The following is a 15,322-nucleotide window of genomic DNA, read 5'->3' on the forward strand; positions in this document are numbered from 1 at the left end:
ACGCTTCCCTTGTGCGATGTAGAGCAATGAATCACTGAGACTCTTCTGTCTTTGCCAAATATCTGATTTCTATTGCACCTATTCACGACATAAATTCATCTTCAGTGAAAGAGTGATTCAAATGTCACTTTTGCAATAAATTCATAATTGTTAAGCAAAATTGCAAATCCCCGACTAGGCTTAAGTAGAGAAAGGCTGTGATTGAAAGATTCATACCCACCGCTCACCGTTGTAATGAAAAAACTGTCCATAAAGCAAAGTCTTTGGTGTCGCCAATCTTACATTCTGTACGAACCAAATGTGATAACAGGACGTATATTCAAACAACAAGGAGCATAACAATAGGTGGGAAAGCCTGAATCAACGTTCGTCGGTAGACTGACTATTAAAGGGGAAAGCGACATGAGTATTTTCGACCACTATCAATCAAGATATGAAGCTGCAAAAGATGAAGAGATGTCGTTACAGGAGTTTCTAGCCCTGTGTAAGGATGACAAAAGCGCTTATGCTAATGCAGCAGAACGCCTACTGATGGCGATCGGTGAACCAGAGATAATTGATACGGCAAAAGACCCGAGATTAAGCCGCATCTTCTCGAATCGTGTTATCTCTCGTTATGAAACCTTTAAAGATTTTTATGGTATGGAAGATGCCATAGAGCAAATTGTGTCTTACCTAAAACACGCGGCGCAAGGTTTAGAGGAACGTAAGCAGATCCTTTACCTACTCGGTCCTGTCGGCGGTGGTAAGTCCTCACTTGCTGAAAAACTTAAGGCTTTGATGGAACAGATGCCTATCTATGTTCTTACTGCTAATGGCGAACGTAGCCCAGTGAATGACCATCCATTCTGTCTATTCAAAGCCACGGAAGACGGCGATATTTTGAAAAAAGAATATGGCATCGAGCAACGTTATCTTCGCTCGATTATGTCGCCATGGGCCGCTAAGCGCCTTCATGAATTTGGCGGCGATATCACTAAATTTAAGGTAGTGAAAGTTCGCCCTTCAATTCTCGATCAGATCGGTATTGCTAAAACAGAACCTGGGGATGAAAACAACCAAGATATTTCATCACTGGTTGGTAAAGTCGATATCCGTAAACTCGAACATTATTCGCAAGACGACCCAGATGCCTACAGCTACTCCGGTGCGCTGTGCAAAGCAAACCAAGGTTTAATGGAATTCGTTGAGATGTTCAAAGCGCCGATCAAAGTACTTCACCCACTATTGACGGCAACGCAAGAAGGCAACTTCAACGGTACTGAAGGTCTATCTGCGATTCCATTCGACGGCATGATTTTGGCTCACTCGAACGAATCTGAGTGGCAGACTTTCCGTAACAACAAAAATAACGAAGCCTTCCTCGACCGTGTGTACATTGTAAAAGTACCTTACTGTCTCCGCGTATCCGAAGAAGTGAAAATCTACCAAAAACTGCTTGAAAACAGTGAGCTGTCTCAGGCTCCTTGCTCTCCAAGCACGCTCGAAACTCTAGCGCAATTCAGTATTCTTTCACGCCTGAAAGAGCCTGAAAACTCATCCATTTTCTCAAAAATGCGCGTCTACGATGGTGAAACACTCAAAGACACCGATCCGAAGGCAAAAAGCTATCAAGAGTATCGTGATTATGCGGGTGTTGATGAAGGCATGAATGGTCTCTCTACACGTTTCGCCTTTAAGATTTTGTCACGCGTATTTAACTTCGACCAAACCGAGGTGGCAGCCAACCCTGTACACCTGTTCTATGTGATTGAACAACAGGTTGAACGTGAACAGTTCCCTGCTGAAACGGCAGAGAAATATCTTGAGTTCTTGAAAGGCTACCTAGTGCCTCGCTACGTTGAATTTATTGGTAAAGAGATTCAGACCGCTTATCTCGAGTCTTACTCTGAATACGGTCAGAACATCTTCGACCGCTATGTCACCTACGCAGACTTCTGGATTCAAGACCAAGAGTACCGAGATCCAGAAACTGGTCAGCTATTTGATCGATCTTCACTCAACGCTGAGCTAGAGAAGATCGAGAAAACCGCTGGTATTTCTAACCCGAAAGATTTCCGAAACGAAATCGTTAACTTTGTGCTTCGTGCGAAAGCGAATAACAATGGTCAAAACCCGGTTTGGACCAGCTACGAAAAACTGCGCACAGTAATCGAGAAGAAAATGTTCTCCAATACCGAAGAGCTACTTCCGGTTATCTCATTTAATGCGAAAACCTCTTCTGAAGATCAGAAGAAGCATGACGACTTTGTCGCTCGCATGATGGAAAAAGGCTATACCGAGAAACAGGTTCGCCTACTTTCTGAGTGGTACCTACGAGTACGTAAGTCATCCTAACCCAGTATTGAGTTAGGTCGCTTGTGAAACATGAAGAGGGCTATTTCATGGCGCAATTTATAGACCGAAGGCTCAATGGCAAGAACAAGAGCGCTGTTAATCGACAGCGCTTCTTGAAGCGCCACAAAGAGCAAATAAAAGAGTCGGTAGCAGACGCAGTGAATCGACGCTCGATTACGAATACGGAAACGGGCGAAGACGTCTCTATCCCTCACAAAGACATCAATGAACCGATCTTTCATCAAGGCAAAGGTGGTGTTCGCGAACGAGTTCATCCCGGCAATGACCAATTCATTACTGGTGATAAAATTGAGCGTCCCAAAGGTGGCGGTCAAGGTGGTGGCTCGGGAGAAGGCAATGCCAGTCCAGATGGAGAAGGCCAAGACGAATTTGTATTCCAAATATCAAAAGATGAGTACCTCGATATTTTGTTCGAAGATCTCGAGCTGCCTAATCTAGAAAAAAACCAAATTGCCAAAATTACTGAATGGAAAACGCACCGCGCAGGCTTTCAAACTGCTGGTATCCCTTCAAACATTGCGGTTGTACGTTCGCTACAACAATCTCTTGCACGACGTACGGCAATGACCGCAGGTAAGAAACGTCTTCTCAAAGAGCTAGAAGATGAACTTGCTCGTATCAAAAACATTGAACCCGCTCAGCAGTTTGAAGAGAACCGCTTGAAGGCTGAAATTGAAGAGCTGCGTAAGAAAATTGAGGGGGTTCCATTTATTGACACCTTCGACTTACGCTTTAAAAACTATGAAAAACGCCCTGTACCATCTAGTCAAGCTGTGATGTTTTGTTTGATGGACGTATCGGGCTCGATGGATCAAGCAACGAAAGACATCGCAAAACGTTTTTACGTTCTGTTATACCTGTTCTTAACTCGTACTTACGAGAATGTAGACGTTGTCTTTATTCGCCACCACACCCAAGCGAAAGAAGTGGACGAGCACGAGTTCTTCTACTCGCAAGAGACCGGGGGCACCATTGTATCCAGCGCATTGAAACTGATGGACGAAATCGTAAAAGAGCGCTATCCAATTGGACAATGGAACATTTATGCTGCGCAAGCATCTGATGGCGATAACTGGGCAGATGACTCGCCAAGATGCCGCGATCTATTAGTGAACAAACTACTGCCAAACTGTCAGTACTACTCCTACATAGAAATTACGCGACGCTCGCACCAAACTCTATGGCATGAGTACGAAAAGCTCACCGATGAATTTCCGAACTTCGCAATGAAAAACATTCGCTCTGTGGAGGATATTTTCCCAGTCTTCCGTGAACTATTCCAAAAAGAAACGGCGTAAGGAGGCTAGCGATGAGTACCGCAACGAAAAACCTCTCAGGAGAGGCGCCTAAGAAGCGTAATAGTAAAATGCTGCCAGATGGACCGGATTGGACATTTGAGCTGTTGGAACGCTACCACAAAGAGATTAAGCGTGTCGCACAACACTATCGCCTAGACACTTACCCTAACCAGATAGAAGTGATTACTTCCGAACAAATGATGGATGCCTACTCAAGTATTGGTATGCCCATCAATTACAACCACTGGTCGTTTGGTAAGAAGTTCATCCAAACGGAGCAGAACTATAAGCATGGTCAAATGGGGTTAGCCTACGAGATTGTCATTAACTCCAATCCGTGTATCGCCTATTTGATGGAAGAAAACACCGTGACAATGCAAGCGCTGGTGATTGCTCACGCTTGTTACGGACACAACTCTTTCTTCAAAGGTAATTATCTGTTCCAAACCTGGACGGACGCTAGCTCCATCATCGATTATTTACTGTTTGCCAAAAAGTATTTAGCTGAATGTGAGGAGCGATATGGAGTACAGGAAGTGGAAAAACTGCTCGACTCCTGCCACGCCTTAATGAACTTTGGTGTGGATCGTTACAAGCGACCAGAAAAAATCTCCATTACCGAAGAGAAAGCGCGACAAGAAGAACGCGAGGCATACTTACAGTCTCAAGTGAATGAATTGTGGCGCACAGTACCGAGAGCCAAAACCAAAGAGGAAGATCTTAAAGAGCGGTTCCCAAGCGAGCCTCAGGAAAACTTGCTCTACTTTTTCGAAAAGCATGCCCCGCTACTAGAGCCGTGGCAACGTGAAGTCGTGCGGATTGTACGCAAAATCAGTCAGTATTTTTATCCGCAAAAACAAACGCAAGTCATGAACGAAGGCTGGGCAACATTCTGGCATTACACCATTCTCAATCATCTTTACGATGAGGGCTTGGTATCCGAAAAGTTCATACTAGAGTTCTTACATAGCCATACCAGTGTGGTAGCTCAACCGCCTTATAATAGCCCTTACTTTAATGGTATTAATCCATACGCCTTGGGCTTTGCTATGTTCCGAGATATTAAACGTATCTGTGAAGAACCAACCGATGAGGACAAGGAGTGGTTTCCGGACTTGGCAGGAACGGATTGGTTAGATGCGGTACATTTCGCGATGCATAATTTCAAAGATGAAAGCTTCATTAGCCAATACCTTTCTCCGAAATTAATGCGTGATTTCAAGCTGTTTGCGATCAACGATGATGACCACAAAAACTTTATTGAAGTCGCCGCGATACACGATGAGATGGGTTATAAACGCATTAGAGAAACCTTAGCCGCTCAGTACAACTTATCTAACCTTGAGCCAAACATTCAGGTATTTAATGTCGATGTTCGTGGGGACCGCTCACTCACGTTGCAATACGTACCTCATAACCGAATCCCGCTTGATGACAGTTACGAAGAAGTTCTGAAACACGTATACCGATTGTGGGGATTTGATGTCATTCTGCAAGAAGTAAAAGACACAGGTCACCGAGAAGTCTTAGCGACCTGCCCTAAACGAAACCAATATGACACAAACATCTAACTAATACTTGGATATAAGCAACAAAAAGGCTCCTAATTCAGGAGCCTTTCTCGTTCTTAATTCAATGTGACCTTTGGTTATGCTTGCTTCGCCACAATAGCGCGCACCGCCTCTAGATCTTCTGGCGTATCAACGCCGGCTGCTGGCGCTTCTTTCGCTACCGCTACATGAATTTTTTCACCGTACCAAAGCACTCGTAGTTGCTCAAGGCACTCGATCTGCTCCAATGCGCTCGGAGCCCAATTTACATACGTATTAATGAAACCAGCTCGATAAGCATAAATACCAATATGACGCATTAATGGGTTGGCAATGATTTTGTCTTGTTTGGCAAAGTTATCGCGATCCCAAGGGATAGTTGCTCGGCTAAAGTACATCGCATAGCCTTGCTCATTAGCCACAACTTTAACTGCATTCGGATTGAACACTTCTTCTTCTGAGTCTATTTCTACGGCTAATGTCGCCATCGGAGCGTCACACCCCGATAAGTTATCAGCAACCTGACGAATGATAGACGGTGGAATCAAAGGCTCGTCCCCTTGCACATTAACAATAATGTGGTCTGCCGGAATAGCCATCTTTTCAACAACTTCAGCAAGGCGTTCAGTACCTGATTCGTGGTTAGGAGAGGTCATACAGACTTTACCACCAAACGACGAGACAGCATCAGCAACACGCTCGTCATCAGTTGCCACGATAACATCTTCCGCACCCGCTTGTAGCGCTTGCTCGTAAACCCACTGAACCATAGGCTTACCGCCAATATCCGCTAACGGTTTACCAGGCAAGCGGCTCGATGCGTAACGCGAAGGAATGACAACCGTAAAAGACATTAGCGTCCCTCATCCATACTCATAGTACGAGCCTCAGGCTCGAGCAGAACGGGAATACCCTCTTTGATCGGGTAAGCGAGGCGATCCAATTTGCAGATCAACTCTTGATTCTCTTTATCGTACGTCAGCTTACCTTTGCAAACAGGGCAAGCTACAATCTCAAGCAGACGGTGATCCATAAGCCGCTTTAACCTCTTTTATTCTATTTAAAATTTGCTCTGCATCGTTTGGTTCAAACTGGGCAGATACAGGCAGATACCACCAATTATCTTGCGCATAATGGCTGCACTTGACGGCATCTTTCTCGGTCATAATCACATTGGCTCCTTGTTGAGCCAATGCTTCTAATTCTTGTTGGTTAAAGTCTTGATGGTCAGCAAAACCTTTTGTGACTTTAACATCTGCGTTCATCGAGTTTAGTGTATGAAAAAATCGTGGTGGATGCCCAATCCCTGCAAATGCCACTAGCTCTTTTAATTCAGAAACGTCCACAAGTTGCTTAGTCTTGAGGTTAATGGCTTTAGATGGCGCTAAAGTCATTGCGATTTCGCCCGTATGTGCTTGACCACCATTGGTGATGATAAAGTCGACTTCAGCAAGACGCTCGACCCCTTCACGAAGTGGGCCAAGCGGAATGAGGCTTTCATTCCCAAATCGGCGATTCCCATCCACAATCACTAACTCAATATCACGGCCTAACGCATAATGCTGTAACCCATCGTCCGTAATAATGATATCTACACCCGACTCTAGCAGTGCTTTCACTGCATTTGAACGCACCGGGTCTACCGCAACAGGTGCTCCTGTGCGGCGATGAATCAACTTAGGTTCATCACCACAATGTTTCGCAGGCGTATCTTCTTTTAGCACTAACGGATAGGCAGGCGCTTTTGCTCCATAGCCACGAGAAACGACTCCTGGCTTAAGCCCAAGCTGTTGCAGTTGCTCAACAAGCCAAACCACAACTGGTGTTTTGCCATTACCACCAGCCGTGATATTGCCGACAACAATAACAGGGATAGGCGCGTTGTAGGCTTGCTTACGGCCTGTTTGATATTGCTTTCGCTTAGACTTACTTATTGCTCCAAATAATACACTCAGTGGCCACAAAAGCGGCCACAAGAGGTATTTTATTGGATGGTTTTCAAACCAGATTTTTTCAACCACCGCGTCTATTCACCAAACTGAATACGGTGCAATTGTGCATACGCACCATTTTTTGCAATAAGATCGGCATGGTTGCCACGCTCAATGATGGCGCCATCATCAACCACAAGAATCTCATCGGCTTTCTCGATAGTTGACAAGCGGTGCGCAATCACGAGTACCGTTTTGTCTTTCTGCAGCTCATCTAATGCAGCTTGGATAGCGCGTTCGGATTCCGTATCCAAAGCAGAGGTCGCCTCATCAAGAATCAATACCGGTGCATCACGCAATAGAGCACGTGCAATAGCGACACGTTGACGTTGACCGCCAGATAGACTCGCGCCATTTTCACCAATCATGGTATCAAGTCCATCATCCATTTTGCTGATGAATTCCATAGCATGCGCGAGTTTTGCCGCTTTCTCGATATCACTACGCTCGTATTTTCCATCCGTTGCGTAAGCAATATTGTTTGCAATCGTGTCATTAAATAAATGAACATTTTGTGATACTAGCGCAAACTGCTGACGCAAGTTCTTTAACTCGTATTCACGAATATCATGTCCGTCTAATGTGATGGAGCCACTATCAACATCATAGAAACGATTGAACAAGTTCGCGATGGTACTTTTACCGGAACCGGAACGGCCAACCAGCGCAACGGTCTTCCCTCTTGGAATATCGAAGCTGACATTTTCCAATGCTGGCTTTTCTGCGCCAGTATAAGTAAAGCTTACGTTTTTAACTGAAACATCGCCATTTGCGCGTTCAACTGTCAACTTACCTTCGTTTTTCTCAGGCTCAAGGTCAATCAACGCAAAGAGCGTTTGGCTCGCGGCCATACCACGTTGGAACTGAGAGGTAACGTTAGTAAGCGCTTTAAGCGGACGCATCAAACCAAACATCGCAGAGAAGACAACGGTAAATGTACCTGGAGTCAGTTGCTCTTTAATCGAGTCAATACTTGCTAAGTAAAGAACGGCAACAATAGCAAGTGACGCAATCATTTGGATGATAGGGTTAGCCGCTGCTTGAGCTGTCACCAACTTCATGCTTTGTTGACGCATTTGGTTGCTGACCTTCTCAAATCGTTGACGCTCGATATCCTGGCCGCCGTAGCTCAGCACGACTTTATGGCCTTTAAGCATCTGCTCTGCTGACGCAGTCACGTTGCCCATCATTGTCTGCATATTTTTGGATATTTTTCTAAAACGTTTAGAAACGACACCAATACCCCACGCGACAACGGGAGCAACAGCAAACAGCACTAACGACAACTGCCAGCTGTTGTAAAACATCAGGACTAACAGGCCAATGATACTCGCACCTTCACGAACGATGCTCACTAACGCTTGGCTGGTTGCCGCAGATACTTGCTCTGAATCGTAGGTAATACGTGACAATAAATTGCCCGTCTTTTCCTTATCGAAGTAAGACACAGGCATATGCATAAAGTGATTGAATACCATACGGCGGACTTGCATAACCACATTGCCGGATACCCAGCTCAAACAGTATGTGGAGACAAATCCACTTATGCCACGGACAAACATCATGGCAAAAATAATCAATGGAAGCGTGCGTAGAAAATCAGATTCAGCGTTCCCAAAACCTTCATCTAGTAATGGTTTTAATAGGGAAATCATATAGGTATCTGATATAGCATTAATAACTAATGCAATGACTGCAACGACAAGACCTGACTTGTAAAGGCGAATAAATTGCCATAGACGCTTAAACGTCTGCCAAGTCGTTTCATCAGTATTTATCGACATAGAAGTGCTTTATTTTCTTACATTAAGACTCTCATTCTACTCCCTTACGCAGCATCTGCCTATACCAAGGCTCAAATGTATCGCTACGTTTGGTTTCTGAGCGCCAATTATCACGGTGAATAGAGAAGCTTACCTGACCATATTCCCCAGTATCAAGCCAAGTAATGTCAAGCTTGCGATATGCTGCAACAACATGTTCTGCCGGCATTCCCCATTGATTATTTTTTGCCAAAGAAGCAACGGCCACACTCGGGTTTACCGCTTCAATAAAGCGAGGATTCGACGAACTTTTACTACCATGATGAGGGACCAACATCACATCACTTTTTAACTTTTCAGGCTCCCTGAGCAAGATCCACTCGCTAATGGTCTCAATATCACCAGTAAAAAGCATACTAAACGTAGAAATAGGGTCGGTAAGACGTAGTACACAGGAGTGCGGATTATATGCACGTTGAACAAGAGCAGGAGGCCAAAGTACTTCTATATTTAACCCTTGCCATTTCCAATGATCGCCGCGAGTACAAGACTCATATCCGATAAAGTTTTGGCTACTGAGTTTGCGCTGTGGCGAAAAGACATCTTCAATGAACAAGCGCCCTCCTGCATGGTCATTGTCGGAATGGCTGAGGATCATTGTATCGATGCTTTCATAACCTCGTTGATGCAAGACCGGAGTGACGACCTGCTCCGCAATACTGCCATTTTGCCATGCTTTACCTGTATCATAGAGCAACACTTTATCGTCTTTTTCTACAATCACCGCAAGGCCATGGCCCACATCTAATACATCAATGCGCCAATGTTGCTGACCATATTCCGATGTGAGCTTAATACTAATTACAATGCCAAGTAACAAACACCACGCGTACTGAAACATGAATCGTTGAAACACCAAGCAAGCAATTCCCGCCAGAATCAACCCTGTCATTTCTATACTAATGGGTTGCCAGGAGCCTATCGCGTACTGTATTGACGTGCTCAATGGCTGCAATGACCAGTCCACCAACTGCCACAGAGACTTTGCTATCATTTCAAGAAATAAAGATGAGAACAGGGCCAGAAACATCAAAGGCACAACGATAAATCCGAACCAAGGAATAAACGCCAAGTTGTATGCAATTGATGACAAACTGAAACCAGAAAAGTAATAGCCACTAATAGGCACGATTAACGCACTCAACATCAATTGAGTAAGCAATAACACTTTTAACTTCGCCTTCCAGCCCCCGTTTTGATGCCGAATCAAATTGATTGCAAACAGCACTGCGCAAACTGACAAATACGATAACCAAAAACTCATGCTATACGATGCAAAAGGTTGAACAAGCAGTTGTAGCGCTACCGCGAGCAAAAGTACCCGCCAGGAAGCCCAGTGCACTAAGGTATATTTGAGAACGACGTAAATAACACATACAGACACCGCGCGGGTAGTAGGTAATGAGAAGTCCGCTAACCAAGCATAGGCAACGGCAAACATCAGCCCACATAAGCTAGGCAATAGCTGGTATTGAGGTAACGTATAACGAATGGCACCGCCCACCACTAGCCCAAAAGTGAACGCCATACCAATATGTAAGCCCGAAATCGAGACCAAGTGCAGTAAACCACTGTCTCTGAGTCCTTGCCAATCCTCCTTAGATAACCAAGAGCGATCGGCAAAAACTAACGCATTTATTAACGAGAAATGATGAAGGGAGGACACATCCTCCGAAACATCAGCGATAATGGCTTGGCGCAAAGATGTAGTAGAACGAATAATCCAGGTAACATCCTTGTTAACAACACCGCGTGCGATAATACTTTTACCCATTGCGTGCTTTTCGGCGTCAAAACCAGCTTCGTTGCGTAGGCCTGTAATCGGCTTTAGCGAGACAGATGTCGTAAACTCACTGTTAACATCGAGTGGAAAAGGCGTAATAAGACGGATTTTAGGTTTAAGAAAAGGTAACAGAGTTTGAGAATTTACCTTTTTTAGAGCCACAATGCCTTCATATCCGTGACTTATTTGCGTAAAAGGGCTGTCAACTTTACCAATTATGGTAATATTCTCCCCTGCTTGAAAAAGGGCTTGTCTCTGAGACTCCAATACATTGCCGTGGACGATGACAACCATAAAGCCCGCAATTGCGCCTATGCTAATTAAGCCACGACGTAATTTGATTATTGAGCCAGTGGTTATTATTCCCAGCAGCAACCAACGCCAATCTGGTATTGTCGGCCACCAAGCTGACGAAATTACGCTCGCTACAAATAACGCCAAGGTCCAACTTTTTTCTGAGAGAGTCATGCTGTCCTATGCCTAGAAAGCTGATAAAACGCTTCATGCCAGATCATGAATTGATCAAACGCCAAAAAGCATTGAAGGTCTTCGGCAATGTGTTATACAACCCGAACTTGTGGTGTTTAAATCGTCGCTCGGCGTCTGGGGCTTTTGCTGTCGGGTTATTTATGGCATTTGTTCCGCTACCAAGCCAAATGATCATGGCTGCAGGTTTGGCAATCATGCTTGGCGTCAACTTACCTCTCTCCGTCGCTTTGGTATGGATAAGCAACCCCATCACCATGCCTGTGTTATTTTATTTTGCGTATAAGCTTGGCGCTTTAGTGATGCATGTTCCTCCGCAACCTTTCCACTTTGAACTTTCGTGGGAATTCATCATGCAACAGATGAGCACTATTGGCCCTCCATTCTTATTAGGCTGTGCTATCTGTGGTGTCATATCCGCGATTATTGGCTACTTCGGCATTAGAGGACTTTGGCGCTACTCAGTGGTTCGGAGCTGGCAAAAACGCAAAATAAGATAAGACGTTACTGCATAAAAATCAGCATTTGCGCTATCAGATGAGGGACACCTAACAGTTAGAATGAAACACGATGTCGCTCAAGTTGGATAAATACAAAAAAGGACCGAATTCGGTCCTTTTTGCTTTTCTCGTATTGTAAAACGGTTGGTTATTTAGAACTCAGCACCGCTGCTGGATTTAACTTCGCGGCGCGAGAAGCGGGATACCACGTTGCAAGCAAACTCAAAACGATCGCCGTCACCGACACCAATGCTACGTCTGGCCAGTGTAACTGTGATGGTAAGAAGTCGACGAAGTAAATATCACCCGATAAAAACTGATGACCAATTAAACTTTCTAGCCCTTTTATTAACGGGGTTAGATTTAATGCTACTAATACACCGATAACACTGCCTACGAGACTGCCAAATACACCAGAGAAGACTCCTTGCCAAACAAAGATACGTTTGATTAGGCTATCTTTTGCTCCCATAGTTCGCAAAATTGCAATTTCTGCGGCTCGATCTTTCACTGCCATCATCAGCGTAGACACAATGTTAAAACACGCCACGCCAATCACCAGTACCATCACCAAGTACATAATAGTGCGCACGAGTTGTATATCGCGATACAAAAAACCAAACTTTTGCTGCCAGCTTTTCAAATACACGTAAACATCCACCATGCTACCTACCTCACGAACAATAGAAGGCGCATTGAGAACATCGTCAGTTTTTAGTGAAATGCCAGTAACCCCTTCCCCTAACCTTGCGTACTGCTGAGCATCCGCTAATGGCACTAACGCTAAAGAGTGGTCTATTTGGCCATTCAACGTTAAGAACCCTGACACCTTCACGCGCACACGCTTGGGAGCCTGCACTTTGTTTGCGCCGCCTGCTTGCGGAATCATCAACGTAATGTAATCCCCCACGGCGACGTTTAGCTCGTTTGCTACACCTCGGCCTAAGATCACTTGCTGCTGACCGGCATAAAAGTTTTGCCAAGCTTCTTGGTCGATAAAATTCGATAAGCTCGACACCGCTTGCTCGAAAGTAGGCTCTACGCCACGAACTTCTATCGCTTTTAGCTTACTGCCTTTTTCTGCTAAGCCCGTAAAACGAACGTACGGTGCTGCCGCAACAACATGTTCATGGTTTAGGGCTTGATTCATCGTTTTGGTGTAGTTATGAAGCGGTCCATTAACACCTTCCAACTCGCCGTGTGGAATAACTGACAACACACGCGATTGCAGCTCGCGCTCAAAGCCATTCATTGCAGAAAGACCGATAATGATCACGGCTACACCAACCGCAATGCCAATCGTTGAAGAAAGCGAAATGAAAGACACCATCTTGTTGCGCTTTTTCGCTCGACTAAAGCGACCACCAATCATCAATGCTAAAGATGAAAACAAAATTAGCCCTCCGCAGACGCAGTATCAGTCACAAAACGATCTACGAGCAAACCATCTTGCATGTGCATTTGACGATCCATTTTCGCTGCCAGCTCTTTGTCATGCGTGACAACCAAAAATGCAATGTTTGACTCTTTATTGAGCTCGCGCATCAAATCATAGATAGACAGTGCCGTATTGTGATCTAAGTTCCCCGTAGGTTCATCAGCCAAGACCAGATCAGGTTTATTCACCAATGCACGCGCAATCGCAACACGCTGACGCTCACCGCCCGATAACTCAGAAGGCCTGTGTTGCATCCGATGACTCAAACCAACTTTATCTAACAACGCTTTAGCCGCCTGTTTTGCATCCGCTACTTTAGCGCCGCCAATCATCAGTGGCATCGCCACGTTTTCAAGCGCAGTAAAATCAGCTAACAAGTGATGGAACTGGTATACAAAACCAAGGTGCTTGTTGCGTAAAGCCGCCTGTTTATTCGAACTTAAAGCTGATAGGTTTTGCCCTAGAAAATCAACTTCACCATGAGTTGCGTCATCTAACGCCCCTAAAATATGCAATAAGGTACTTTTCCCAGAACCAGAAGAGCCAACAATAGAAACCAGCTCCCCTTTATCGATATCGAAACTTACGCCTTTCAACACTTCCGTATCTAACGAACCCTCTCGGTAGACTTTACGAATATCACGACATTCTAATAGCTTATTCATAGCGAAGTGCCTCAGCAGGTTTAACAGAAGATGCTCGATAAGAAGGATAAAGCGTAGCAGCAAGGCTAAGAGCAATCGCCAACACCACCACTAAAAGAATTTGCAGTGAATCAATCAAGATGGGTAGATGACCACCAAAACTGAATAGCGCCACACCAGCAGATTCAAGAATAGCGTTCAGGTTAAGTGACAAGATCACGCCCGCAGCACCACCAACAATCGCGCCAATTACACCACTGCTTGCACCTTGCACCATGAAAATGGTCATCACTTGAGATTGAGTCATGCCTTGAGTTTTCAATATTGCGACTTCTGATTGCTTCTCCATCACCACCATGATTAAGGCGGAGATAATATTGAATGCAGCAACGCCCACTATCAGACCTAGCATGAGTCCCATCATGTTCTTTTCCATTTTCACCGCTTGGAAAAGCTCACCACGCTGTTCGCGCCAATCACTCCATTGCCACCCGTCAGGCATGGGTTGATCAGCAAAATCCGTCACCATAAATGGATCAGAGAAAAAGACACGCCAACCAGAAACCGTGTCTTTCGGAAAACGCATCAGCTTAGATGCGTCCGTCATGTTAACAATCATTAATTGACCATCAACGTCCGATCCCGTATTGAAAATACCAGCGACAGTAAAATTGCGCTGGCTAGGAATACGGCCAAGTGGGGTAAACTGCGTCGCGTTGGTCACCATTAAGCGCACTTTATCCCCCATTGATACCTTTAGAGAGCGCGCCAAACTATGACCTAAAAAGACCTTGTAATCGCCCGCTTGAAGTGACGATAATCGCCCAGCAATCAAATAGTTGCTAATCGGGTCGCCTTTCTTAGGTTCAATACCGATGAGGTAACCAGCCGTCAGCTGTGCAGAACTCTGAATAACAGCCTCTCCTCTAACGATAGGTTCCGGCTCGGATTCACTCGACATCGCTTGAACAAATGGAGGGGCAGACTCGGTCATAGGCGTTTTTCCATCGTGTTGCGAAACAACGGCATGAGGTAGCACACCTAAAATGCGTTCTTTTAACTGCGATTCAAACCCGTTCATCACAGAAAGAACCGTCACCAACGCCATTACACCGATCGTAATACCCGCCGTCGACATATAAGAAACAAATCGGCTGAACCTATCTCCAGAGCGGCCCCGAAGATATCTCAAACCAATAAATAATGAGATAGGATGATACATATAAGACAAACCAACTGGTTGTTTTGATATAAAGCTTTAGCGGATTATCTTACCTTACTCTTCTCATTAAGAAGACAAGAGAATCGCTAAATTTGTCAACGACATGCAATAAGTCTGTATTTAGGGCAAAAAGTTCAAGGACAAATCAGGTAAACTTGATAACTTCATTCAGTTAGCGATAATCAGTGCCCTACTTCTCTTTGTTTGTTGAGTGAACAGGGAGCGCTCG

At 44.9% G+C, this 15,322-nt stretch carries 12 protein-coding genes; 4 read left to right on the forward strand and 8 right to left on the reverse strand.

Annotated elements, in window-relative coordinates; translation table 11 throughout:
• Positions 1-402 precede the first annotated feature (402 nt).
• Genes L3V30_RS05495 through L3V30_RS05505 form a run of 3 tightly spaced genes read left to right on the forward strand, consistent with a single transcriptional unit; the run spans position 403 to position 5,227 of the window.
• A complete protein-coding gene (locus L3V30_RS05495; protein WP_005390658.1) occupies positions 403-2,337 on the forward strand; it encodes a PrkA family serine protein kinase in 1,935 nt (644 codons plus the stop codon).
• Positions 2,338-2,384: 47 nt separating this feature from the next.
• Entirely contained in the window at positions 2,385-3,656 is a 1,272-nt protein-coding gene (locus L3V30_RS05500; protein ID WP_048626176.1) for a YeaH/YhbH family protein, read from the forward strand.
• Positions 3,657-3,667: 11 nt separating this feature from the next.
• Positions 3,668-5,227, forward strand: coding sequence for a SpoVR family protein (locus L3V30_RS05505; RefSeq protein ID WP_006742146.1), 1,560 nt, complete (start codon positions 3,668-3,670; stop codon positions 5,225-5,227).
• A 77-nt stretch (positions 5,228-5,304) separates the two neighbouring features.
• Here L3V30_RS05505 and kdsB read toward each other — a convergent pair whose 3' ends face one another.
• Genes kdsB through L3V30_RS05530 form a run of 5 tightly spaced genes read right to left on the reverse strand, consistent with a single transcriptional unit; the run spans position 5,305 to position 11,271 of the window.
• On the reverse strand, positions 5,305-6,060 hold the full coding sequence (gene kdsB / locus L3V30_RS05510; RefSeq protein ID WP_005390653.1) for a 3-deoxy-manno-octulosonate cytidylyltransferase: 756 nt from the start codon (positions 6,058-6,060) through the stop codon (positions 5,305-5,307).
• A complete protein-coding gene (locus tag L3V30_RS05515; RefSeq protein WP_005390649.1) occupies positions 6,060-6,239 on the reverse strand; it encodes a Trm112 family protein in 180 nt (59 codons plus the stop codon). Before L3V30_RS05515 ends, kdsB begins: the two co-directional genes overlap by 1 nt.
• Positions 6,220-7,227: a tetraacyldisaccharide 4'-kinase gene (lpxK, locus tag L3V30_RS05520; protein WP_085343603.1), complete on the reverse strand. Its 1,008-nt coding sequence runs from the start codon at positions 7,225-7,227 to the stop codon at positions 6,220-6,222. The genes L3V30_RS05515 and lpxK overlap by 20 nt, the downstream gene beginning before the upstream one ends.
• A 5-nt stretch (positions 7,228-7,232) precedes the next feature.
• Positions 7,233-8,981 carry a lipid A ABC transporter ATP-binding protein/permease MsbA gene (gene msbA, locus L3V30_RS05525; protein ID WP_006742148.1) on the reverse strand — a complete coding sequence of 583 codons (1,749 nt, stop codon included), beginning with the start codon at positions 8,979-8,981 and terminating at the stop codon, positions 7,233-7,235.
• A 31-nt stretch (positions 8,982-9,012) separates the two neighbouring features.
• Positions 9,013-11,271 (reverse strand): DNA internalization-related competence protein ComEC/Rec2, encoded by a 2,259-nt coding sequence (locus tag L3V30_RS05530; protein WP_237308490.1) that lies wholly within the window; start codon positions 11,269-11,271, stop codon positions 9,013-9,015.
• 8 nt (positions 11,272-11,279) lie between these two features.
• Here L3V30_RS05530 and L3V30_RS05535 point away from each other — a divergent pair, with 8 nt between their 5' ends.
• Positions 11,280-11,789 carry a DUF2062 domain-containing protein gene (locus tag L3V30_RS05535; protein ID WP_006742150.1) on the forward strand — a complete coding sequence of 170 codons (510 nt, stop codon included), beginning with the start codon at positions 11,280-11,282 and terminating at the stop codon, positions 11,787-11,789.
• A 148-nt stretch (positions 11,790-11,937) separates the two neighbouring features.
• Here the strand turns inward: L3V30_RS05535 and lolE are convergent, their stop codons facing one another.
• The 3 genes from lolE to lolC are packed head-to-tail and all read right to left on the reverse strand — an operon-like array spanning position 11,938 to position 15,093.
• Positions 11,938-13,182 (reverse strand): lipoprotein-releasing ABC transporter permease subunit LolE, encoded by a 1,245-nt coding sequence (lolE, locus tag L3V30_RS05540; protein WP_237308491.1) that lies wholly within the window; start codon positions 13,180-13,182, stop codon positions 11,938-11,940.
• 2 nt (positions 13,183-13,184) lie between these two features.
• A complete protein-coding gene (gene lolD / locus L3V30_RS05545) occupies positions 13,185-13,892 on the reverse strand; it encodes a lipoprotein-releasing ABC transporter ATP-binding protein LolD (RefSeq protein WP_005378457.1) in 708 nt (235 codons plus the stop codon).
• Entirely contained in the window at positions 13,885-15,093 is a 1,209-nt protein-coding gene (gene lolC / locus L3V30_RS05550; protein WP_237308492.1) for a lipoprotein-releasing ABC transporter permease subunit LolC, read from the reverse strand. Before lolC ends, lolD begins: the two co-directional genes overlap by 8 nt.
• Between the last annotated feature and the right edge of the window lie 229 nt (positions 15,094-15,322).

Origin of the sequence: Vibrio sp. A1-1 (assembly GCF_021728175.1) — a bacterium.
Taxonomy (GTDB): domain Bacteria; phylum Pseudomonadota; class Gammaproteobacteria; order Enterobacterales; family Vibrionaceae; genus Vibrio; species Vibrio diabolicus.

Bases quoted from the DNA above. Each gene is read 5' to 3' on its own strand.
- L3V30_RS05515 (WP_005390649.1), bottom strand. From the start codon at position 6,239: ATGGATCACCGTCTGCTTGAGATTGTAGCTTGCCCTGTTTGCAAAGGT.
- kdsB (WP_005390653.1), bottom strand. From the start codon at position 6,060: ATGTCTTTTACGGTTGTCATTCCTTCGCGTTACGCATCGAGCCGCTTG.
- L3V30_RS05505 (WP_006742146.1), top strand. From the start codon at position 3,668: ATGAGTACCGCAACGAAAAACCTCTCAGGAGAGGCGCCTAAGAAGCGT.
- L3V30_RS05530 (WP_237308490.1), bottom strand. From the start codon at position 11,271: ATGACTCTCTCAGAAAAAAGTTGGACCTTGGCGTTATTTGTAGCGAGC.
- L3V30_RS05495 (WP_005390658.1), top strand. From the start codon at position 403: ATGAGTATTTTCGACCACTATCAATCAAGATATGAAGCTGCAAAAGAT.
- L3V30_RS05535 (WP_006742150.1), top strand. From the start codon at position 11,280: ATGCCTAGAAAGCTGATAAAACGCTTCATGCCAGATCATGAATTGATC.
- msbA (WP_006742148.1), bottom strand. From the start codon at position 8,981: ATGTCGATAAATACTGATGAAACGACTTGGCAGACGTTTAAGCGTCTA.
- L3V30_RS05500 (WP_048626176.1), top strand. From the start codon at position 2,385: ATGGCGCAATTTATAGACCGAAGGCTCAATGGCAAGAACAAGAGCGCT.
- lolC (WP_237308492.1), bottom strand. From the start codon at position 15,093: ATGTATCATCCTATCTCATTATTTATTGGTTTGAGATATCTTCGGGGC.
- lolD (WP_005378457.1), bottom strand. From the start codon at position 13,892: ATGAATAAGCTATTAGAATGTCGTGATATTCGTAAAGTCTACCGAGAG.